Here is a 22,305-nt window from a genome sequence, read left to right as displayed (position 1 = left end):
TCGAGTTAAAAATATCGCTAAAATAAATGGACTACTTCAACCGAATAGAATTAATAATATCAGTCGTTGAAATACCTTCTTCGAAGTTAAGTACTTTTACGTCACCACCATTGGCCATCACTTCTTTACCACCAGCAATGTCTTCAACTTTATAATCGCCACCTTTAACCAAAATATCAGGCAGAATATTGCTAATAATTCGTTGTGGAGTATCTTCAGAAAAACTCACTACCCAATCAACAGCGCCTAACCCAGCTAACACCGCCATACGTCTATCGGTAGGGTTTACTGGTCGGCCACTACCTTTGAGCCTTTTTACTGAAGCATCATCGTTAACCGCAACAATTAAACGTGTACCTAAGGTACCTGCATGGGTTAAATATGAGACATGACCCGCATGTAAAATATCAAAACAACCGTTAGTCATAACAATGTTTTCACCACGAGCTTTTGCTAATTTAACGGCAATTTTTAATTGCTCTTCGGTGACAACACCAAAGCCACTTTCTTGCCCTGCTGATATTTCAGCGAGTAATTCTGCTTCACTTACCGTTGATGTACCCAGTTTACCTACAACAATACCGGCGGCAATATTGGCTAAAGCACTGGCTTGGGTATATTCAGCCTTTGCTGCAATAGCTAAAGCAAGCGTTGCAATAACGGTATCGCCAGCGCCAGTTACATCATAAACTTCACGTGCTCGGGTCGGTAAATGGAATTCGTCATGGTCACGGCGAAGTAAGGTCATCCCCTGTTCGCTGCGCGTCACTAACATTGCGTCTAAATCAAGTTGCACTAATAATGCCTGACCTTTACTGACAATATCATTTTCTGTTTTACACTCACCCACTACCGCTTCAAACTCTGATAAATTTGGCGTTAATAGTGTAGCACCGCGGTAACGTTCAAAATCAGTTCCTTTAGGATCGACTAAAACCGCTTTCCCTTGTTTTTTTGCTATAGCAATTAAATTCTGTACTTCAGATAGTGTGCCCTTACTGTAATCTGACAACAAAAGTAGATCATGATTTACCAGCTGGGTAGCCACTTTTTCTTCCAGCAATGTTTTATCAACATCACTAAGTGACTCTTCAAAATCTAAACGAATTAATTGCTGATTACGACTCATCACACGTAACTTGGTAATGGTAGGAATATTAGCTTGTTGATCAAATTCACAGTGAATATTTAATGCTGATAATTTTTTTTGTAAGTGCTGTGCGGCTTCATCTTTGCCCGTTATCCCAATAAGAGTAACGCGTCCACCGATAGAAGCGATATTTAATGCAACATTTGCAGCCCCACCAGGACGATGTTCATCTTGGTTAATTTTAACGACAGGAACAGGGGCTTCTGGCGAAATACGCTGCGTGGGCCCATACCAATATCGATCTAACATAATATCGCCAACAACCAATACACTTGCTTGCTCAAAAGCGGGAATCTCTACTTTCATCCTATGCCTCTTAACTCTTTACGGATATACAGATATAATGCTTAATAGTGTATCACATGAATTTCAATGAGTTGACATCATCCCGTGAGTAAAAATAAAGTTTTGCAACCTGATTTTAAAATATCCTTTCTCTTACCCAAGTATTGGCTAACTTGGTTTGGCGTAATCATTCTCTATACCATTTCATGGTTACCGTATAAATTACAACTGATGTTAGGAAGGATCCTAGGGCGTTTGCTGTATAAAATAGGCTCAAGCCGAAAAAGAGTGGCGATGAAAAATTTAGAACTCTGCTTTCCTGAAATGTCGCAGCAAGAACGCACACTCATTTTAAAGAAAAATTTTGAAAATACCGGTATCGCCTTGTTTGAAACAGGAATGGGCTGGTGGTGGCCAGATTGGCGAGTTAAAAGAAAAACAAAAGTAGTCGGCCTTGAGCATTTAGAAAAAGCGCACCAACAAGGCAAAGGTGTTTTATTATTAACAATGCATTATTTAAGTGTAGAAATTAATTGCCGGGGTATTGGCACTGGACACCCTATGGTTGTTTTTTACCGACCTCACAACAATCAACTGATGGAGTTTTTTCAGTTTAGAGGACGAGGTCGCTCTAATAAGTACATGTTAGGTAAACGTGACGTTAAAGGATTAATGAAAGCACTTCGTGATAAGGAAGTCTGTGTTTATTTACCCGATCAAGATTACGGACGACGCCGGAGTTTATTTGTGCCATTTTTTGCGGTTCCTGATGCTGCCACTACCACGGGGACACTCATTTTTGCTCGCCAAAAGAACGTTCAAAATCACATGTTCATTCCAACGAGAAATGATGATGGCAGTGGTTACACTCTCGAAATTAAGCCGATGATGGAAAATTTCCCTACTGGCGATGATGAAGCTGACGTTATTCGTATCAATCAAGAGCTAGAAAAAGCGATATTGTACAAACCTGAGCAATATATGTGGTTACACCGACGATTTAAAACCAGACCTCATGAAGATGATCCCTCTCTGTATAAATAATCTCAGACTAAAAATCATCAACATTGTATAAATAACAACTTTTCAGTATGGTATATACTTATTGTATTTACACCATACTGGAATTTTCCATGTGGCCTCATAAGAAAGAAAGTACTCTATGAATTTTTGGTTACGTAACATTATTTTGGGCTCAATCTTAATTGTTTTAGCTTTTCTATTATTTGACAACCAAGAAGAGCTTTTCTCTACTTTAAATGAAGAAAGTACAGTAACAGAACAAGTCACTGTCATTGACCCTTCAGATAAAGCAACAATAACAAAAGAGATTCCTCGTCCAATAAAAAAAAGTAAGAATGCAGCCGCTGATGGCTTATCTCGTTTTTACGCTAATTTACATGGCGATGATGGCAGTTCAGGTCCGAAGATCCGTAATAACATCGTTTACTTAGAACCTCCAAAAGGCGATATTGTCAAACTACTGGAAGCACGTCGCATGGTCACTCGCCCATTACGAAAAAACTGGCGTGGTACCAATGAAAATCACCCTTTTCGTTTGGGTGAAACGCTGTTTCAAAAACTATCGGAATACGCAAACGATCAAGGCTTAGAAGTGATTTGGTGGCTAAATAGAGACTTTTTAGTTAAAGACCCTTTTCGCATCAATAAAGAAATCGTCCAAACAGCATATCAAGTAGGTAAAGCTGTTGAAGGACACTTTCCAGAAGGTATTAACGTTTATTTTTGTCATCAACAGCGCGCACTCGTACTGATTGATTTGAATATACCTTACCTTGATGAAGAGTGCATTTTACTCCCAGTAAACGCTCAACGAAGATAAGCACTCCCTTAATCAATGATTACCCTGTCATTATTTAGCAAGGTTTTTCATATAAGGATTGGCAAATACCGTTGACATTTTCAGCGATATCCTGGAAATCCACCTTGGTTAATAATTGTTGCTCATTTTTCAATGTGGCGTGATGACCATAATCACGTAAAGTGCAATAACTGATCGTTAACTGCTTTTGCTGCTCGATACTAATAACACCGAAGTGCTGAAGTGCTTTAAGCAAATGAAAATTATCAGAATACTTACATAAATCAGGGTATTTCGAGCTTTCACTAAGTACCAGAAACTGCACTAAAAACTCAATATCAACTAATCCACCTTGTCCTTGTTTAATATCAGTGTTGTCAGATGTTGACTTGTCTAAATGGGTACGCATTTTCTTTCGCATTTTTAACACGTCAGTACTGACACTTGCCCGTTCACGTACACGAGTCAGGATCTCTTTCCTTATGGTTGTAAACTTGTTTGCTAACTCAGGATAGCCAAAAACAGTTCGAGCCCTTACTAAAGCTTGGTGCTCCCATGTCCATGCATCATCTCGTTGGTATTGTGCAAAGGTATCAATATGTATAACCAATAAACCAGAGTTTCCTGATGGGCGGAGTCGCATGTCTAACTCATATAAAATACCACTCGCCATACGCGTGTTAAAAATATGCATGATACGTTGTGCGAGTTTCATATAAAATTGCGCAGCGGGTATTTTCTTTAAACCATTTGTCTCTTCATTACTTTGGCTATTGTGCAGAAAAACCAAATCTAAGTCTGAACTATAACCTAATTCTATTCCGCCCATTTTGCCATAACCAATCGCAGAAAAACCTCTATGGTCTTGACCAACCGTTGATGCTGGCACGCCAAAACGTTGTGATATTTGTTGCCAAGCCAAATGTATAACTTCTTCAATAATAGCTTCGGCAAGTGCCGTTAAATGGTCGCTAACCTTAGTTACAGGTAGTATTCCACAAATATCTCCGGTAGCAATACGTAAGTGTTGTGCTTGTTTGAATTGGCGTAATCTGTCCATTTGCGCTTCTTGATCATCTTCGGGTATTCGCAGCATGGCTTGTCGTAAATCAGCGGAGTAACTGCTAAGTTCAGGAGGATTATTTAATAATTTCGGATCAATTAATTCATCTAATAATATCGGGTATTTAGCAATATGCTCTGCTATCCAGCTACTTTGATGACACAACTTAATTAGGTGCTTTAACGCCCCTTCATTTTCAAACAATAATTCAATATAAGCGGTACGCGTTGAAATTTTATTAAAGATGATGAGCACACGTTCTAGTGTGAAATGCTCGCTATATTCTTGTTGTATGTGCCACATTAGAACAGGTACTAATTTGTCGAGTACAGCACGCCCTCGATGACCAATACTGCGTTTTTCCATATCTGCTCTAAATTCAACAAGCAGCCCCCAAATTTTCTTAGCATCAACAAAAACACTAACTTGTTCTATCCAAGCAATACTTTCTTCATCTGACCATTGGCTGTCCCACAAAGCAGTCCAATGTTGATCTTTCGCTTGATGATTTGGGCTTTCTTCACCAATAAGTGCACAAAACTCAAGATGAACGCCATTCATTTGCAGTGCTAAATATTCAAGGAAAGCTAACCACGTTTCACATTTATCATGACGAAGTGCCCATATTAAGCGTGCTTGGTCAAGATCGTTATCAGGTAACGTCTGTGTTTGTTGATCATTTAGCGCTTGAATAATATTCTCTACTCGCCGCAAAAAACAATAGGCATTGGTGAGTACCGCTTCATTCTCAGTGGTAATTTCTTTTTTCTCAACTAAAATAGGCAGCACAGTTAATAAACGTCGGTGTTGCAATTCTTTTATACGTCCACCACGGATCAGTTGAAAAACTTGTACTATAAATTCAACTTCTCGAATACCACCAGCACCTAGCTTTATATTATTTTTTAACTGCTTACGACGTACTTCTTGGGCAATCATCATTTTCATACGTCGTAAGCTATCTATTACGCTAAAATCAATATAGCGACGATAGACAAAAGGACGCAGTAAGGTAGAAAGTTGATCATGATATATTCCTTGCCCAATGAGACGCGCCTTAAGCATGGCATAACGCTCCCAATCACGCCCTTGCTCTTGATAATAAGATTCCATCGCATTAAAAGTTAAAACGAGTGGACCACTCTCACCAAATGGACGTAATCGCATATCAACCCGATAAACAAAGCCATCAGCTGTTTTTTGATGCAAAGCCGTTATTAATTTTTGGCCTAAACGGATAAAAAATTGTTGATTATCAAGACTTCGCCTAGCACCTTGCGTTTCGCCCATTTCAGGATAAGTGAAAATAAGGTCGATATCAGACGAAAAATTTAACTCGCGCCCCCCAAGTTTACCCATGCCGTATACAAGTAGTTGTTGAACCTCTCCACTTTGACTGGTCGGTATTCCCCATTTGTCTTGGCAGAATAACGTTAACCAATTTAACGCCGCTAAAATAAGCTGGTCAGCAAGTTCAGATAAACGCTCTAACGACAAGGTTAACTCAAGTTCAAAAAGTAAATCAGCAACCGCGATATTCACCATTTCTTGCAGACGAAACTGTCTTAAGACCTTATGTAACTGATCTTCACTTTCACAAGGCGTTATTAGCTTAGCAAGCATTTGTTGATAATTTGGACAATCAGTTTGGTACACCCGCTCACTTGAAAATAATGACACCACAATTTCCGGACACTGCAATGTACTGTTTAAAATAAAATCGCTAGCCATTAAAGCGTGTTGAAAATCTGCTAATTGCTGCTCAGACAAATGTGCAGTTGCATCAGGGTATTGCTGATTAAATAATTGAGTACTTTTTTGCTTTTGAAGAGAAAGGAGCGCTGACAAGTTAGTTGATTTATTCATTTAATGGCCACTTTATTGACGATGTAAAAGATAAGGAGAAATAATATAAAATGAAATCACGAATCAATAGACATATTATGTCTTTAATGCTATTAATATCGGGTTATTATATACTCTTACCAATTCAAGACGCAGGTTTTAGCAAATTGAAAAAGGCAACGGATATACATAACAAATTCGTACTCAAACCACCTGAGTATATATTTATCATAGCATTTTTGAGGACACTATGGCAGGAATGCAGCACATCAAATACGCTTTTTTAAGCTTGGTTATTTTCTTAGTCGGTTGCTCTGATCCCTTCGAAGAAAAAATTAATCAACAAACGCCGATCACTGAACTTCGCATTCAACAATTAGCCGACGCTTTAACCGGTGGTCAGGTACGTAATGCCCGTTTAATCCATCAATACGCTGAAAAACTGAAACAGCAAAAACCTCATCTTACACAATTAATTGATCAATTTGACAAAGATGCAACGACAAAAGGTCCGATGTATTTGTCGTTACTCGACCGACTAACAACCGTTAAAAATCAACCCAATATGTTTGCCCGTAAAGAAGATATATTCAATGAACTGGTTAATATCTATCTTGCCGCCGATCCGATACTTTATTCAGATGCTTTAAGCGATCCCCTGAATGTACTTGCTGATATGTCTGATGGTGTCTTACCACGAGTCAATTCATTATCTAAAGCACAAAGCAAACAAGCCAATAACGCTCAAGATTTCGGTACAGGTGAACAACTAATTGGTAACCCAAGTTACGGTAGTTGGACGCAAGGCAGTAATGGTATGTCTTTTTGGGCATGGTATGGCATGTATTCCATGATGGGCGATGTATTTGGCTCTCGTCGTACTTCGTATAATGATTGGGGACGGTCAAGGAACTACAGCTATTATAATGATTATGGTCGCACTCGGTATAGTTCGCCAAGCCAGTTGAAAAAACAGAATAATTTAGATACGCGTACGAAGAAGTCATTCCAAAGTCGCGGACAAAAATACAATAGCACTTACAGTAAAAGTAGAACGGGCTCATCTAGCCTTTCCAGACAAAGTAGCACCGCACAAACAAGTGCCAAGCGTTTTAGCACAAATAGTATCAACAAAAGTTCATATGCAAAAAAATCTAGCTACTCAAAAAACTCAAGCTTTAGAAACAGCAAAAGCACGACATCTCGCAGTTTTAGACGCGGTAAATAACGGGTAGGATATAGGAATTAACATGAATAAATTTTTTGAAATTACAGCCTTAAATCAAGATCTATTAATTTACTTAGTTATTGATATTACCATCGCGATTTTTTTACTGGGCGCCATGCGCTTTATTTCAGGCTTATCCGCTAAAGTTAACTCAACGCAAGAACTCGCCCAAAAAGACAACTTTGCTTTTGGTATAAGTGTCGCGGGTAGTGTCGCCGCTTTAGGTATTGTTCTTACGGGCGCAATAAGTGGTGAAAATGCGCCAAGCTATTGGATGGAATTTGTTGGCATGTTGGCTTATGGGACATTAGGCTTAATATTGATAAAAATTGGCCGTGTTATACATGACAAGTTATCACTACAACATATCAATAAAACTGAAGAAATTTTAAAACAAAACTTAACCATTGGTATAGTTGATGCCGCAGGCGCAATTGCTACCGCGATTATTATCCGCGCCGTTTTATTGTGGGTACATGGTTTAGATGTAGATACATTTATTGCTATTATTGCCGGTTTTATTATTTCTCAAGCTATCTTATTATTGGTTACTCGTTTAAAAGAACGCCAGTATGCCAAAAATAATCAAGGTAATTGCTTACAAGAAGCTTTCTCAAAAGGACAAACTGCCATTGCTATTCGCTATGCGGGTCAGTTAATAAGTACCGCTTTAGCCGTCACTGCAGCGAGTCATTTTCTCACGTACTCACCTGATACCTTATTCACGAATTTAATCTCTTGGTTTGTATTTGCAATTGTAATGACATTACTCGTGGCTGTTTTAACGGCTATTGCCAAACGTATCGTCCTTTGGGGTATCAACTTGGTTGAAGAAGTTGATCAACAGCAAAACATTGGTGTTGCTTGTGTTGAAATGGCAACCAGTATTTCAATTGCGCTTATTCTTACGGCCTTAATGGCTTAATCTTCATTTATTCAATAACTAAAAAGCTTTAAGAGCATAAGCTCTTAAAGCTTTTTTATGTTCAGGATGAACGGTATGTCGTAATGCCATGGATGGCAAAGAACGACGATGTTCAGGATGGCCTTTCTCAGACATCCTGTCTTTCAAGGCATTAGTGCATTAGTGCATCTTTGCACGTCAACGGTATGTCGTAATGCTGTGACTTCAGGGATGAAGGAAGTAGAGTAACGCAGGAGCAGTTACCAAGATGGCAAAGAACGACAATGTTCAGGGTGGCCCTGCTCATACATCCTGTTTTTCAAGTCATTAGTGCCCCCCAGCACGTAAACGTTAAGCCGCGATCACAAAAAAGTGAAAGAGCGAGAAATTATATTAATATGAATAAAAAACAATTATTTTGGAACGACACACTACTTATTCTAACCATGGCTGTTTTAGCTGGTTGTGGCTTAATTTATGAATACCTTTTATCTCATTATGCTGGACGTGTTCTAGGCGCTATGGAGAGCACGATTTATGCAATGATTGGTTTGATGATCGTTGCCATGGGGATAGGTGCTTTTGCCGCACGAGGCATTAATTGTGCATTCAAAGGTTTTGTCTGGCTAGAACTGATTATTGCTTTTTTAGGTTGCAGTTCAATTTTGATTATTGGTGGGTTAATAGCGTTAACTCAAACATTCCCACAAGTATTAGCAGACACCTTTAATTTACCCCCCGACTCGCTTCCACAAGGTGGTTTTTTTAAACAACTTTCGCAGATCGCTTTTAATAGCCCCTATTTTTTTGGCTTTATATTAGGATTTTTCATTGGTATGGAAATCCCTTTAATTGCACGCATTAGAGAATCGATCCACCAAAAACATTTAAAAAATAATTTAGGGACTATTTATGGTGCTGACTATGTGGGGGCTGGAATCGGCGCTGCAGTATGGGTTATTTTTCTCTTATCTATTGATATTAGCAAAGCCAGTGCGTTAACTGCCGCGTTAAATCTTATTGTGGGTGGCGTTTTCATCTTTCATTTTTGGGAAAAACTGACCTGGCGAAAAACCTTAGTAACACTTCATATTATTTTACTCCTTGCCATTGGTATTATTTATCACTCGGGTAATAGCTGGCTAAACCAAATGAGCAACCTACTCTATTTAGATAGCGTTGTTTACACAGATAAAACTCGCTATCAGCAACTTACCTTTACTCAACGCCATATGGGCACTGAACAGCCGAGTGTGATAAATTTTTATCTTAATGGCCGTTTACAGTTTTCATCTTCCGATGAATATATTTATCACAGTTATTTAGTTAATCCGGTTATGGCCGGTTCAGCAAGACACGATAATATATTAATTATTGGTGGTGGCGACGGATTAGCATTACGTGATGTCCTGAAATGGTCACCCAAAAAAGTGACATTAATTGATTTAGATGCCGAATTAATGCAGATATTTATAAATCCTGCTGAAAAATTAAAACCAGCGTTAGCCACTCAACTTAACCTATTAACACAAAAAAGCTTACAAGATCCCCGTGTCACTATTCTCAATGAAGATGCTTTTTTAGCGATTGATCTGTTATTAAAACAACAAAAAACTTTCGATAGCATCATTGTTGACTTGCCTGATCCTAGCCATCCAGATTTAAATAAACTTTACTCGGTGAATTTTTATGCACGTTTACAACAGTTACTCGCGGGTGACGGCTTGATCGGCATACAATCAGCGAGTCCTTATCACGCCAAAGACGCTTTTATTGCTATTGGAAAAACCGTACGCGCTGCAAAATTCGCTCATGTTGAGCAATATCATGATAACGTGCCAAGCTTTGGTGAATGGGGCTGGACAATAGCCTCAAAACGCGGAGCTAGCCCACTTAATCGTTTGAAGTCTCTAGAAAGTCTTCCTATTGAACATCACTGGTTAAGCTTACCGATGATTATTAATTCTTTTGAGTTTTCAAAAAGTTTTTATACAAACCAAGCTGATGTACCTATTAATTATTTAGGTAGCCATAGTATTTATCAATTACATCAAAAGGCATGGCGAGATCAACAAGGTTTAAACAACGCATATTTACAAGAGTGATAAAGAAATAGAAAATAATGCAAATTGACGCTTGACATATTATGTCAAACTGCTAAATTTACCTCAACGACATAATATGTCTGAGAGATATTAACTTTTAGATTTATTAACGAAGAAAAACAGACTAAGGAATCACATGAATATTCATAAAATTGCTGATCACTTAAATAGCTTAGCAGACAACTCTGAAACCGGGATGGTTTTCGATTGTCAGCCTATTTCAGGCGAAGTTGACGTTTTACAGATCACTGTTATCGACCGTGAAGAGTTACCCATTTTTGTTTCTGTAACCGATGACCAAATACTGTGTATTACCTACTTATGGGGCGAAGAAGAAGTTAAACCCGATTGCCTCCAAGATATGCACGTTAGCATGTTAGAAATGAATATACCGATGCCATTATCATCATTTTCAAAAATTGGTGAGAAATACGTCATCTTCGGTGCCCTTTCTATTAATTCATCATTTCATGACATCGAGCATGAGTTAGGCGTTTTAAATAATAACGCAATGGAAATTATAGATGACATGGGCGAGTACCTAATTTAATTAACCACCCTAAGGAAAAAACTATGAGTATTTTTAAAAAGATAATGACCGCAATTCGAGGTGGCGCTTCAGAAGTTGGAGAATCAATTGTTGATTCAAATGCTACCCGTATTTTTGAACAAGAAATTCGTGATTCAGAAAATCACTTAACAAAAGCTAAACGCGACCTTACCGGTGTCATGGCTCAACAAATGTCATCAAGCCGTGAAGTTGACCGCTTAAAACGTGAAGTGGTTGAACATGAAGGTTATGCCGTTCAAGCCTTAGAAAAAGGTGATGAAACATTAGCGTTGGCTGTAGCTGAAAAAATTTCTACCTTAGAAAATGATCTCGCATCACAGCAGCAAGCGCTTGATAGCTTTTCAGGTAGTGCCAATCGCTTAAAAGAATTAGTGAAAAAGAGTGAACGTCAGGTTGGTGAATATAAACGTCAACTTTCGATGGTTAAAACCACTGAAAGTGTACAAAAAGCAACATCGGCAATCACTGATAACTTTTCATCAAGCAACTCTAAGTTATTAAATGCTAAAGATTCTTTAGAGCGCATTAAAGCAAAGCAACAAAAATTTGATGATCAAATGAAGGCTGCAGAAGTCCTTGAGTCTGAAAATTCAGATAATTCATTAGCTGCGCAACTTAAGCAAGCTGGTATTGGTGGTACGGATAATAGTGCAAACTCAGTATTAGACCGTTTAAAAGCGAAACAAAAGTAATATGTGCCCGCTAGTGAGCCATTATTGGCTTACTAGCACCGTTTTAACCGCCTAGCTGTTATCCTCCCAACAACTAGGCGGATTTTTGGGATCTGAATATGAGCTTTCTAAAACGACTATTTAATAAGAAAGAAGACGAACGCCAAGTTAACTCAGCTGAAGAGTTAAAGATTAAAGATATTATCGTACTTACCGATAGTTTCGCGTTACCTGAATCGTTACGAACACAACAGTTTCAAGTTTCAGCTATCAACTGTTACGAGTTTGAGAGTAAGACAGAGACTGAATGGGTATTGCAGGGTGAAAACAACCTTGAACTTTACTTAACCATCGAAAAAGACGATCAAACTTACCTTAAATTTGCCCTTAAAATTCAGCATGAAGATATCGAGTCTCTCTTTGATCTAGATGAGTTTGCAACAATATTTGATGATCCGGGACAAGCATTTCTAGAGAGAAAGTCTGATTCATCATTAACTTCAGGCTGGAGTAGTTCACAATACCAGCAACGCGTTTTTGCAAAAGTAGGTTACTTTCATCGTAAAGATAATCGCACAGAAAGCTTAAGTGCATATGAAGGCAATGAAGCCGGTGAGCAATTTGAACTTTATAGCTTACTTGATGAAGAACAATCACGCGGTATTGATATTGAAGTATGGCAAGATGGTGAAACCGACCTATTTATCACATTATATCGTCCAACTTCTGATATTATTGATATTTTCCCAGGGAGCTAAATTGTGAGCAGAATATTACCTGAGAAATGGCAATCTTCAATACAAGCAGTCAAAGCTGTGCAAGTGGCTTTTGATATGGATGAAAAAATTCAATTAGCGATCCGTACTCAAGCACTACATGCTGGCTTGAGCCCATCTGATCAAATTCGTGATATTTTAGGTCTGCCAACAAATAAAAGACCTAAGCGACCTCGTTTAACGGTAAGCTTAGGACACGATGATTACAAAATATTAGCGTTAAAATATAATCTATCTCCAGAACAACAACTTGAAATAAAGCGTAAATTAATGGATGATTTAATTTTACACGTTACACAATACAGTGAATAGTAAGCGCTATTGCACAACAGCGAATTTATAAAAATTATGATGATTACCCATAGACTTAAACATTACACTATCGATGAATTTGGTATTAAGAATTACAAATCTCGATATATTTTGATCTTAACTATTTTCACCTTGTATTTGATCATGGCAGGGGCTGCACAGCTTTTACTGCATTTTGAATTGCCCGCTCCAACAGCAAATATTAAAACCTATAACGATGCCTTTTGGGCGCTTCAAATGAGCTCTAGCACTATAGGTTTTGGTGATTATTACCCAGTAACAACCTCGGGTCGAGTCGTTGTTATGTGCATGTTTTATATTGGTGTAGGCTTAATGAGTTTTATTGGCGCACAATTTATTAATCGTTTTTTTGGTTTTTCTAACACTAATGTTAAAAATAGAGAATTACGCAGACAAAATAAAGAAATATTAGATCATAATAAACAACTCGAAATAAAAATTGATTTATTAGTCAGTAAGATTGAAGAAGTTATTCACAAATCAGCTAAGTAAATAGTAAACAAATTTTCTATAAAGAGAGATAAGTTACAATTTTAGATTTTTGTATATAATTTTGTGCCATAATACGCTACAAGCGTGATAATAAAGGGAGAACACTATGTTAATCAGAAATATTGCTCTAGTAGCACTGGTAATGACAGTAACAGGTTGTGCTAACACCGACGCTTTAGAAGCAAGTGTAAGTAGCCTAAACCAAAAAGTTGATACACTAACAAATAAAGTTAATGCCTTAACTGATGATGTTGCTGACGTAAAAAGCCAGCAAAAAATGACTAAAGCAACAATAGAAGATGTTAAATCATCTGTTGATAATGCTAATGAACGCATGGATAACATTGCTTCTACTTATAAAAAATAATAGATAGACTGTCCATAGACTAAATAAACACGAGTATGATTATGTCATCCTCGTGTTTTTTTATGCCTAAAAGAAGGTAGGTATTTATGTTTTTCTAAAAAAGTTCCTTGCCATCTAGGTAACTGCTCCTGCGTTACTCTACTTACTACATCCCTGAAATCACATCATCACGACATACCGTTGACGTGCAAGGATGCACTAATGCCTTGAAAGACAGGATGTCTGAGAAAGGCCATCCTGAACATCGTCGTTCCTTGCCATCTCGGTAACTGCACCTGCGTTACTCTACTTCCTGCATCCCTGAAGTCACAGCATTACGACATACCGTTGACGTGCAAGGATGCACTAATGCCTTGAAAGACAGGATGTCTGAGAAAGGCCATCCTGAACATCGTCGTTCCTTGCCATCCATGGCATCACGACATACCGTTCATCCTGAACATAAAAAAACCAGTGGCTTTGCAGCCTCTGGTTTTATATTTAATAATTAACAACGGTCGATAAAAAGTGTTGACCCGCTATTACCTTTAGCCAAAAATGGCGCGCATTAAACCTATAGCTTGTTCAACACTTTTACCATTCTTTACCTGAATAATAATTGAGTCACGTTTACCCAATAGGTAGGTTGGTAGATCTTCTGAAGTAAGCGCTTTATCTACCAAAATTTCAGCTGACTCTTTGCTACGTTTTTTAGGTACAGCTTTTGACTTAGTTTTCGCTTTGTTAAGCATTTTATCGCGCAAACGAATATAGTTTGAGTTTGGCGCTAAGTCAGCATCAGCAAATAAAAATAAATCGATGAGTACAGCACGATTTTTCCATAACGTCTGCTCACGTTTACTTTTACTCTCTGGCGTTTCGCTTTCGTTATTGTCTGATTCACTTGCTTCGCTATCACTTGCAACACAAGTTTCTTCAACAATTTCTGGTTGTGCTTGATGCCACCATGCAAAAGTACGCATAGTACCGATCATGTCATGCCAGTATGAAGAAAAATCAGTATTTTTTAGTTTAGCAATTGATAAACCTTGGCAAAGAATATCAATTTTATTATTGTTTAATGCAATAAATTGATCCGGTCGGCGCATTGCTAACAAGCGTGTAGCAGCCGCTAACGGTGCTTTTTCACCTTGAGATTTAACCTGTGTATATTCTTTAAAGATTTGTTGGAAGTCACTAACAAACCGTTGATAATCAGCATGATTTACATCACCTGTTAAAGGGATATGCGCTAATGCAGCATCAAATTTTTCTGGTGATTGCTCAAGTAAGGTATGAAAAACCTTGGCGCCTTTAGTACCAGCAAACCATTCAACATCAAAATTATAAATACTGTAGTCGTGCTGAGTAGTGTGCTTACCAGAAAAAGCGAGGCGGTCTTCAACAATTAAGTCTGCTAAAGGTTGTTGACGAATTTCGTCAAGATAGTTAAGCAAACGTAAACGCTCGTCTAGGGCATGTATACTAGTTTGCTGTTCAATAAAATCAGCAAATATTGTCCAAGGAGCAATTCTAGCCATTTTAAACTGGCTAAGCGTTATCCCAGCTTCAAGAATATCTTGTAGTTTTTTAAGCGGTAAAAGTTGCTCATCTTCTAAAAGATCCTTATTAAGTTCTTCACGACAAAGACGGTTTAACTCACCACACCAACCTAGAAAATCTTCTGGACGATGTGTCACTTTAACCGCCATTAAATTTAAGCTCAGCGGCGTGATATATTTAAGGGCATTTTGATAAACCTGATTTTCAGCATCAGACAGGGGCATTTTAACAGGTGACGATAACAACTTTCTCATGAAACTATATAAACTCCAGTATAAGGAACTATGACTAGTCATACATTTAAGAACCGACTAGAAATAATGTAAAAAAAATCGCGAAATTTACGCGGTTTAATTAAGGCATTGCAATTGATAATACCGATTATAGCAAATGGGGAGTGTTTTGTTGATTTAATCTGCGAAAAAAAACGCTCGCTAACTTTAATCTTTATGCAGTGATGTAAATGATTAGGCATCTACTACACCCAACTTATAATTAGCATCGATTAAGCAAAGCGTGTAGTTAAGTGGAACGGTTAAAAGTGACGTGTAATGATTAATTTTCAACAACACTTTATTATAAGTTATTATTCTGTTAATTTAAGTACAGAGTTTTTCGTAGTTAAGTTATCCCGTGGTAAGACGAGATAGAAAATATACCCGAATGTTAAGGATGACAAATGCATCGCATAAGAATAATTTTACTTTTGATATTATCTTTTGTTTTTTCAGCCTGTTCAACTACGTCTATAGATGGCTCAAAATCTGATCTTAAACAACACATCAATATTCCTATTAATTACAATTTATTTGAACAAACAAAAATAGCACCATTAAATGAGCAAGAACTGTTTTACCTAACGCAAGACCAACAGAAAAAGGTAAAAATAGATTTTGAGAAAAAAGTAGCTATGGGCTATGAACCTCACAAAGCACTCTATCAGATACTTACCGAGAACATGGCCAATTTCACCTATTATGGTGCAACATATAATGCCACTACCGCAATGCGTCTTAATAAAGGGAACTGTATGAGTTTGGCTATTTTAACCACTGCTTATGCTAAGCTGTTGGGATTGGATTTCTCATATCGTAACGTGTATACCTTACCTATTTATTCTAAAAAAGAAGATGTTATTTTATCCTCTTCGCATGTACAAACAGTAATTTATGATCCCTCTTTTGTTGCTGATGATAACTTTTTCTATTTTTCTCCCCCCGGTATAGCCATTGATTACTTCCCAAGTAAAAATAATCGCAGAAAAGGAACGTTTTCTTATAATACCTTTGTAGCGATGTATTATAAGAATATTGCTGCTGACGCTTTAGCTGATAAAGATTTAGCGAAATCCTTTATGTATGCTAATACCGCCTATAAATATGACACTAAAAATATCGAAACAATTAATTTATTAGCCGTTATTCACCGAAGGGCTGGTGATGTAAAAACGGCAGAAGCAATCTACAAAATAGGTCTAGATCGAGGAAAACCAAACATAGCACTATTAAGTAATTATATTATGCTACTTAAGTCTCAACAGCGAATGGAAGAAGTGAGTTTTCTGCAAAGTAAGATGGAAGAATTAGACGATCCTAACCCCTATAAATCGTTAACTCAGGCTTATATCGCAACAAAAAATAATGATATTAAACAAGCAGAAAGACACTTTAAAAAGGCATTGAAGAAAGCGCCCTATTTAAATCAAGCCTATATGGGGCTATACCGTATTTATACAAAGCAACAAAAAATGGAGATGGCCCAAGCTATGTTAGTTAAAGCACTAGAGTGGACCTATGAGCTTGATGAAAAAAAGCTCTATAAGCAGAAGCTCTATAATATTAACCAAAGTATTGCTGGAAATATCTAAACGGTAATATTGGTATATATCGAGTGTAACTGATAATTTATCGTATCAACCTTTAGGAAGCGATATGACAGCTTCAACCCCTGCGACATTTTCTCTGTTTTTTAACGATAAAAGTCCATCATGATTAAATAATATTTGTTTGCATAACGTTAAGCCAATACCACTGCCTTGTGGTTTTGTCGTATAAAAAGGGACAAATAAGTTATTTTTGTTAGCTATCCCGCTACCTGAATCACAGACGTGAATGTGAAAATATTTATCATCCACATGACAAAACACTTCAATAATTTTGTCTGTGCTACGAGTTCTCTGCATGGCTTCTTTGGCGTTTTTAAAGACATTGATAAAGACTTGCTCAAGCTGAGCTTTATCTGCGTAAATATTTACCTGTTCTAAATCAATAGAATTATCTGGAAATAGAATACGACAATCACTAAAGAGCGCAATACAATGGCTAATAAAGCCTTGCAGGGCAAATCTACTTTTATTGGGTTCAGGCAAGTGAGAAAGCTGACTATAGCTGGCAATAAAGGAACTAAGCGAACTTGCTCGTTCGTTAATAATATCAACCCCCGTTAATAAAGACTCTCGATTTAAGGCTTTGTGCCCGTCTTGTAATTTAGAACTTATCGATTGGCTAATACTAGAGATAGGTGTTAAAGAATTGTTCATTTCATGACTTAAAACACGCAATAAACTTTGCCAAGATTTGCGTTCTTTTTCTAATAATAATCGTTGTGCTGAGGTGATTAAAAAGAGTTGATGTTGCTTGCCTTCACTTAAAAAGTATTCTTTAAAAAGGAAGTGTTCACCACTAAGCTGGGGTTGTTCAAAATCAATAATACCGCTTTGTGCTTCACTAATAACTTTCCCTATCATTAGGCTTGTCAGCAATAAATGAGCATGTTGAGACATATCTATTTGTAATAATTTTTGGGCCGAATCATTTGCCAATACAATCCGACCTTGTTCATCAACCGCTAAAACCATTGCATCCATTTGTTGCATTATTCGCTCAAGCAACTGCCGACTCTCTTTCGCTTCAATTTTACTTAATGCCAGTGTGTCTGCGAGATTATTAACGAGTGTGAGTAGTTCTTGAAAAGCCTTATTTTCTTGCTCTCGGCCACGCAAACTATAATCGCCATCAATCATTGATTCCAGAATATTAGCCAAGGTTCTTATTTGTTGTTGAGAACGTTGCTCAGAAATGACAACAATGAAAACAGCAATTAACGCCAAAATAATAAGTATAAAAGCAATTAAATAAGCAGATACATTGGCTATATAAAGTGCTACGGTGGTTATAATCAAACAAGGCAAGCACAAAAAAAGAGCTAACAAGCTATGATCATTTTTTTGTTTTCGTTGTCGATTAGTCAAGGCCGTGTTTACTCATGCGACGATAAAAGCCACTGCGACTTAACCCTAAAGATTTGGCCGTTTCTGTGGCGTTACCTCTATGGTGTTTCAAACGGCTGATTAGCGATATTTTTTCTATTTCATCTAAAGATAATGACGAATGATTAGCGAGTTTATCACCTCTATTCTCATCAAGTTCACTTGCTGAAGGATGAATATTCTCAAGTAATAAATCTCGTCCACCTATCACCGTTTTTTTACAGGTAAAAAGCAGTTTTTCCATAAGATGGCTTAGCTCACGAATATTACCCGGCCAAGTATACTGTTGTAACTTATTAACAGCATCCGATGATAACTCAGGGGCGACAATATTATATTTAGCACTAAAGCGTTGTAAAAAATAATGGGCTAAAGGCTCAATATCTTCAATACGTTCGTGCAATGAAGGTATACGTAATTGAATGGTATTTAAACGGTAAAATAAATCTTGCCTAAATTGCTGTTCACTAATAGCTTTTGCCAAGTCACAGTTGGTGGCTGAAATAATACGTACATCCGCGCTCAGCGATTTACTACTTCCGACCACTTCAAATTTTTTCTCCTCTAATACTCTTAATAACTTAGCTTGTTGAGCCATTGGGATATTGGCAAGTTCATCCAGAAATAACGTGCCTTGCTCTGCCATTTCAAAACGGCCAACCCTGTTTTCTTTAGCATCTGTAAATGCCCCTTTTAAATGACCAAACATTTCACTTTCAAATAAGCTTTCTGGAATAGCGCCCATATTCACCGGAACAAAAGAATTTTCAGCTCGCGATGACTGTTGATGCACATAAGAAGCAAGCATACTTTTCCCCGTGCCATTGTCACCGGTAAGTAAAATGCTCATATCACTTTTTGCGAGCTCTTCTAACGATGACAACAATGTTTTCATTGCGGGTGATTGCGCAATAATGCCATTATTTTTAGGAAACGATTGTGAGCGGAGTAGCTTGTTTTCTTGATTGAGTCGGTTGAGCTTTTTATCGATACTGGCTAATTTCAATTGCGTATTAATAGCGCTTAGCATACGTTCATTGTTCCACGGTTTCTGGATGAAATCTTTTGCGCCGGCTCGCATAGCATCAACGGCAATATCAATAGTTGCCCAGCCGGTCATAACAATAATAGGCAGAGTTTCGTCAAACTGTTGAATAGCCTCAACTAACTGTAACCCTTCACTACCAGAGGTTGTATCTTGCTGAAAATTCATGTCAATTAAAACGAGATCTACATTTTCACGCTTTAAATTTTCCAAAACAGCTTCAGGCGTGGACATCGCTAAAATATCAAAATTCTCTTCTGACAACATATATTTTAAGCTGGCAATAATATTGAGGTCATCATCAGCAATTAAGATTTTATTATTTTTCACAGTATTATAGTTACACCATTGATTAATATTACTCTATCGCCCTAACATTAAGGGCGATAGCTTTTCTTCCTTCGTCTTATTCGTAACGAAGAGCTGAGCTTGGTTCCATTTTAACGGCTCTGCGCGTTGGTGCATATATCGCTAACATTACAATAGCAGATAATCCAATAACTACCGTTACTGCAAGAACCACATATAAATACGTTGGGAATATACCTTCCGACATTTTATTAAAACCAAAGGCAATTAATACAAAAATGATTAAGGCTAAACCTAATCCTTTAATTAATTGTTTCGCCCCTTGTTTCATAAACATATTCACAATACTTTTATCAGTAGCACCCACTGCGCGTCTAATACCAACTTCATGAGTACGTTGTGCCACCGAATTAGCGGTTAAACCATAAATGCCAACCAGTGCTAAGATTAGGGCAAAGAAGCCTGTACCAAAAGTGATATTAGACGTTAATTGCATTACATCACGCATCATACCTCTATTTTTCTCTGCCGGTTCAACCGCATAAAAGAGAGCAATATTTCGATCTATTTTATACAAGGCTTGATAAAATATTTCTTCACTATTAATTAATTCGCCTTCTATTAGATAAAAAAAGTTTTGAAAAGCCGTCATAAATTGTAAACCTGAAGTATAAACTTCATCGGCGCTATCAAGCTTACCGAGCATGGTTTTAGGATTCATGCGATTTGTTACAACGCCGACGATAAATAGTTTTTCGTTTTTTTCATCGATCTTAAGTTGAAAGCTTTTACCAATGACAGATTCCCCAGGCCAGTATCGACTCGCCATTGACTGACTAATCAAAGCGACGTTACGATTACCTTTTTTGTCTTGATGGTTTAAGAAACGCCCATCAACCAGGTTAACACCAATGGTATCTGTTTTCCCTATCACACTTAGCGTATCAACAGATGGCTTACTTTTTTCATCGGTGTAATCAATTCCCTCAAGTGTTAGGAGAAAATTTCCAAGCCAATTGTTCATAACGACACCCGCAACGCGAGGGTGACTTTTGATGTCTGTCATTAAGTTTTGATAAAAAGCAATTTGCTGCTGTGGTTCTGCATACTTATTTTCAGGTAGGCTGAGCCTAGCTCTCATCACATTAGTGTAATCATCTCCCGTTTCTAAATTAACCAGTTTATTGGATATATACCCTGACATCGAACCAATAAGCATTAATATCGCGACAAGAAATACTTGAGTCGTGACTAAGAATCTTGATAAACGCCCTGCTTTTTTACCTTGTGCGCCACGAGTTCCATCACGTAATGTTGTATTAATGTCTTGATTGGCAGAGCGCCAAGCGGGTAAAAATGAGGATAAAAAAATTGTCACTATAGTAAAGACGGCCGCCATTAATAGTGTTTCTTTGTCCATACCCCAACGCCACCAAAACACTAGCGTTTTGGAATTCCATGAATGCAATATAATATCGGTGTAATGTAAAGCAGCACCTACAAGTAAAACCGATAAAACGCCACCTAATAAAGTAATAATAACGCCTTCCCACATTAACTGACTCACTAAACGAGTGTTTGATGCGCCTAATGCTGCTCGTATCGCGGTTTCTTTTTGACGTTCTATAGCCCGAGCAAGTAAAAGATTTCCAACATTAATACACGCAAGTAATAGGATCATTCCAGCGATCACATTTAAAAAGGTAAAAATCACCGTACCTTCACCTCCCATTTGCGCAAAAGGAAATGACCAGAAACGTACTGACTTATCACCTTTTTCTAAATCGTATTGCGTAGCATTTTGTTGATAAATCGTATTAATTTGCTGGCTTAAGGCTTGTTCAGCTTTAGCTCTACTGATATCAGGTTTAATACGACCGTAAAGATGAACATGATTAGGGTTGTTCGCTGTCTTTTTTATGAGTGATTGTTCTATCGGCAGCCAAACATGACTCGAACCAGGAAAAAGATACCCTTGGGGCATAACACCAATAATTTCGGTAACAATATCATTCACAATAATAGTCTTACCAATAATGTCTTTGCTAGATGAATAATCACTCGCCCAAATCTGAGTGCTGATAACGGCAACGGGAGAAGCACCTGCTTCTATATCTGCAGCTTGCAGTGTTCGACCTAGCACCGCTTTTGTGCCACTGAAATTAAAAAATCCTTGGTCAACATAAGTCCCATAAACATTCTTTCCACTATCTTCAAAAGACAATCTAAAGTCTTGTTTATCATAAATACCAAATTCACTGAGTACTGTTTGTTTTTCCTTTATCATAAAGAATTCATAGGAAGTCCATAACTGAAATTCACCATTAAATTCTGCATTAACCGACAGCATGCTTTCCCCGTTAGGTAAGTTTAAGTCTTTATGCATAGTTGAATACAAAAATGAAAAGGTGAATAAGCTGATGGAAAGCCCCCCAACAAGAACAGCTAAAGTCATCGCAGTGAACTTAGGCGACTTAAAAAGTAATCTAAAGGCATATTTGATGTCGATAAATGTAGACATGTATCCTC

At 37.6% G+C, this 22,305-nt stretch carries 19 protein-coding genes; 13 read left to right on the top strand and 6 right to left on the bottom strand.

What is annotated here, in order from left to right; all coding sequences use genetic code 11:
- Nucleotides 1–31: 31 nt before the first annotated feature.
- Nucleotides 32–1,456 carry a bifunctional D-glycero-beta-D-manno-heptose-7-phosphate kinase/D-glycero-beta-D-manno-heptose 1-phosphate adenylyltransferase HldE gene (gene hldE, locus H4J73_RS17695; RefSeq protein WP_182181809.1) on the bottom strand — a complete coding sequence of 475 codons (1,425 nt, stop codon included), beginning with the start codon at nucleotides 1,454–1,456 and terminating at the stop codon, nucleotides 32–34.
- Nucleotides 1,457–1,540: 84 nt separating this feature from the next.
- On the opposite strand from hldE, the gene lpxL reads away from it, so the two are divergent.
- Together lpxL and H4J73_RS17685 are read left to right on the top strand one after the other, a co-directional pair.
- Nucleotides 1,541–2,479 (top strand): LpxL/LpxP family Kdo(2)-lipid IV(A) lauroyl/palmitoleoyl acyltransferase, encoded by a 939-nt coding sequence (gene lpxL, locus H4J73_RS17690; protein ID WP_182181808.1) that lies wholly within the window; start codon nucleotides 1,541–1,543, stop codon nucleotides 2,477–2,479.
- A gap of 118 nt (nucleotides 2,480–2,597) precedes the next feature.
- Nucleotides 2,598–3,278 (top strand): TcpQ domain-containing protein, encoded by a 681-nt coding sequence (locus H4J73_RS17685; protein WP_182181807.1) that lies wholly within the window; start codon nucleotides 2,598–2,600, stop codon nucleotides 3,276–3,278.
- Nucleotides 3,279–3,312: 34 nt separating this feature from the next.
- Here H4J73_RS17685 and glnE read toward each other — a convergent pair whose 3' ends face one another.
- The gene (glnE, locus tag H4J73_RS17680; protein ID WP_182181806.1) at nucleotides 3,313–6,186 is read right to left on the bottom strand and encodes a bifunctional [glutamate--ammonia ligase]-adenylyl-L-tyrosine phosphorylase/[glutamate--ammonia-ligase] adenylyltransferase; all 2,874 of its coding nucleotides are present in this window, start codon (nucleotides 6,184–6,186) and stop codon (nucleotides 3,313–3,315) included.
- Between the two features lie 229 nt (nucleotides 6,187–6,415).
- Here glnE and H4J73_RS17675 point away from each other — a divergent pair, with 229 nt between their 5' ends.
- From H4J73_RS17675 to H4J73_RS20690, 10 genes are all read left to right on the top strand, one after another.
- The gene (locus H4J73_RS17675; RefSeq protein WP_182181805.1) at nucleotides 6,416–7,393 is read left to right on the top strand and encodes a hypothetical protein; all 978 of its coding nucleotides are present in this window, start codon (nucleotides 6,416–6,418) and stop codon (nucleotides 7,391–7,393) included.
- Nucleotides 7,394–7,415: 22 nt separating this feature from the next.
- Complete coding sequence (locus H4J73_RS17670; protein ID WP_182223310.1) at nucleotides 7,416–8,318, top strand: DUF350 domain-containing protein; 903 nt, start codon at nucleotides 7,416–7,418, stop codon at nucleotides 8,316–8,318.
- 377 nt (nucleotides 8,319–8,695) lie between these two features.
- Nucleotides 8,696–10,402, top strand: a complete 1,707-nt coding sequence (locus H4J73_RS17665) for a polyamine aminopropyltransferase (RefSeq protein WP_182181803.1) — start codon at nucleotides 8,696–8,698, stop codon at nucleotides 10,400–10,402.
- Between the two features lie 136 nt (nucleotides 10,403–10,538).
- Nucleotides 10,539–10,952, top strand: a complete 414-nt coding sequence (locus tag H4J73_RS17660) for a YjfI family protein (RefSeq protein WP_182181802.1) — start codon at nucleotides 10,539–10,541, stop codon at nucleotides 10,950–10,952.
- Between the two features lie 23 nt (nucleotides 10,953–10,975).
- Nucleotides 10,976–11,665 (top strand): PspA/IM30 family protein, encoded by a 690-nt coding sequence (locus tag H4J73_RS17655; protein WP_146796233.1) that lies wholly within the window; start codon nucleotides 10,976–10,978, stop codon nucleotides 11,663–11,665.
- Nucleotides 11,666–11,763: 98 nt separating this feature from the next.
- Nucleotides 11,764–12,402, top strand: a complete 639-nt coding sequence (locus tag H4J73_RS17650) for a hypothetical protein (RefSeq protein WP_182181801.1) — start codon at nucleotides 11,764–11,766, stop codon at nucleotides 12,400–12,402.
- Complete coding sequence (locus tag H4J73_RS17645; RefSeq protein ID WP_404851866.1) at nucleotides 12,403–12,732, top strand: hypothetical protein; 330 nt, start codon at nucleotides 12,403–12,405, stop codon at nucleotides 12,730–12,732.
- A 36-nt stretch (nucleotides 12,733–12,768) separates the two neighbouring features.
- The gene (locus H4J73_RS17640; RefSeq protein ID WP_182181799.1) at nucleotides 12,769–13,245 is read left to right on the top strand and encodes a potassium channel family protein; all 477 of its coding nucleotides are present in this window, start codon (nucleotides 12,769–12,771) and stop codon (nucleotides 13,243–13,245) included.
- Between the two features lie 106 nt (nucleotides 13,246–13,351).
- A complete protein-coding gene (locus H4J73_RS17635) occupies nucleotides 13,352–13,612 on the top strand; it encodes an Lpp/OprI family alanine-zipper lipoprotein (protein WP_182181798.1) in 261 nt (86 codons plus the stop codon).
- 365 nt (nucleotides 13,613–13,977) lie between these two features.
- Nucleotides 13,978–14,103, top strand: a complete 126-nt coding sequence (locus tag H4J73_RS20690) for a hypothetical protein (RefSeq protein ID WP_259366507.1) — start codon at nucleotides 13,978–13,980, stop codon at nucleotides 14,101–14,103.
- A 36-nt stretch (nucleotides 14,104–14,139) separates the two neighbouring features.
- Here H4J73_RS20690 and H4J73_RS17630 read toward each other — a convergent pair whose 3' ends face one another.
- Nucleotides 14,140–15,408: a hypothetical protein gene (locus tag H4J73_RS17630; RefSeq protein ID WP_182181797.1), complete on the bottom strand. Its 1,269-nt coding sequence runs from the start codon at nucleotides 15,406–15,408 to the stop codon at nucleotides 14,140–14,142.
- Nucleotides 15,409–15,833: 425 nt separating this feature from the next.
- On the opposite strand from H4J73_RS17630, the gene H4J73_RS17625 reads away from it, so the two are divergent.
- The gene (locus H4J73_RS17625; protein ID WP_182181796.1) at nucleotides 15,834–17,021 is read left to right on the top strand and encodes a lipopolysaccharide assembly protein LapB; all 1,188 of its coding nucleotides are present in this window, start codon (nucleotides 15,834–15,836) and stop codon (nucleotides 17,019–17,021) included.
- Nucleotides 17,022–17,066: 45 nt separating this feature from the next.
- Here the strand turns inward: H4J73_RS17625 and H4J73_RS17620 are convergent, their stop codons facing one another.
- The 3 genes from H4J73_RS17620 to H4J73_RS17610 form a co-directional block, all read right to left on the bottom strand.
- Nucleotides 17,067–18,365, bottom strand: a complete 1,299-nt coding sequence (locus tag H4J73_RS17620; protein WP_259367953.1) for a PAS domain-containing sensor histidine kinase — start codon at nucleotides 18,363–18,365, stop codon at nucleotides 17,067–17,069.
- 31 nt (nucleotides 18,366–18,396) lie between these two features.
- Nucleotides 18,397–19,797, bottom strand: coding sequence for a sigma-54 dependent transcriptional regulator (locus tag H4J73_RS17615; protein ID WP_182181794.1), 1,401 nt, complete (start codon nucleotides 19,795–19,797; stop codon nucleotides 18,397–18,399).
- A 76-nt stretch (nucleotides 19,798–19,873) separates the two neighbouring features.
- The gene (locus tag H4J73_RS17610; RefSeq protein WP_182181793.1) at nucleotides 19,874–22,297 is read right to left on the bottom strand and encodes an FtsX-like permease family protein; all 2,424 of its coding nucleotides are present in this window, start codon (nucleotides 22,295–22,297) and stop codon (nucleotides 19,874–19,876) included.
- Between the last annotated feature and the right edge of the window lie 8 nt (nucleotides 22,298–22,305).

It is taken from the genome of Colwellia sp. MB3u-41 (assembly GCF_014076845.1).
In the GTDB taxonomy this organism is placed as follows: domain Bacteria; phylum Pseudomonadota; class Gammaproteobacteria; order Enterobacterales; family Alteromonadaceae; genus Colwellia_A.
Note: the sequence above shows the minus strand (reverse complement) of the source record. Positions and strands in the feature narration are given on the sequence as shown.

Bases quoted from the DNA above. Each gene is read 5' to 3' on its own strand.
- hldE (WP_182181809.1), bottom strand. From the start codon at position 1,456: ATGAAAGTAGAGATTCCCGCTTTTGAGCAAGCAAGTGTATTGGTTGTT.
- H4J73_RS17685 (WP_182181807.1), top strand. From the start codon at position 2,598: ATGAATTTTTGGTTACGTAACATTATTTTGGGCTCAATCTTAATTGTT.
- glnE (WP_182181806.1), bottom strand. From the start codon at position 6,186: ATGAATAAATCAACTAACTTGTCAGCGCTCCTTTCTCTTCAAAAGCAA.
- H4J73_RS17675 (WP_182181805.1), top strand. From the start codon at position 6,416: ATGGCAGGAATGCAGCACATCAAATACGCTTTTTTAAGCTTGGTTATT.
- H4J73_RS17670 (WP_182223310.1), top strand. From the start codon at position 7,416: ATGAATAAATTTTTTGAAATTACAGCCTTAAATCAAGATCTATTAATT.
- H4J73_RS17665 (WP_182181803.1), top strand. From the start codon at position 8,696: ATGAATAAAAAACAATTATTTTGGAACGACACACTACTTATTCTAACC.
- H4J73_RS17660 (WP_182181802.1), top strand. From the start codon at position 10,539: ATGAATATTCATAAAATTGCTGATCACTTAAATAGCTTAGCAGACAAC.
- H4J73_RS17655 (WP_146796233.1), top strand. From the start codon at position 10,976: ATGAGTATTTTTAAAAAGATAATGACCGCAATTCGAGGTGGCGCTTCA.
- H4J73_RS17650 (WP_182181801.1), top strand. From the start codon at position 11,764: ATGAGCTTTCTAAAACGACTATTTAATAAGAAAGAAGACGAACGCCAA.
- H4J73_RS17640 (WP_182181799.1), top strand. From the start codon at position 12,769: ATGATGATTACCCATAGACTTAAACATTACACTATCGATGAATTTGGT.
- H4J73_RS17635 (WP_182181798.1), top strand. From the start codon at position 13,352: ATGTTAATCAGAAATATTGCTCTAGTAGCACTGGTAATGACAGTAACA.
- H4J73_RS20690 (WP_259366507.1), top strand. From the start codon at position 13,978: ATGTCTGAGAAAGGCCATCCTGAACATCGTCGTTCCTTGCCATCCATG.
- H4J73_RS17630 (WP_182181797.1), bottom strand. From the start codon at position 15,408: ATGAGAAAGTTGTTATCGTCACCTGTTAAAATGCCCCTGTCTGATGCT.
- H4J73_RS17625 (WP_182181796.1), top strand. From the start codon at position 15,834: ATGCATCGCATAAGAATAATTTTACTTTTGATATTATCTTTTGTTTTT.
- H4J73_RS17610 (WP_182181793.1), bottom strand. From the start codon at position 22,297: ATGTCTACATTTATCGACATCAAATATGCCTTTAGATTACTTTTTAAG.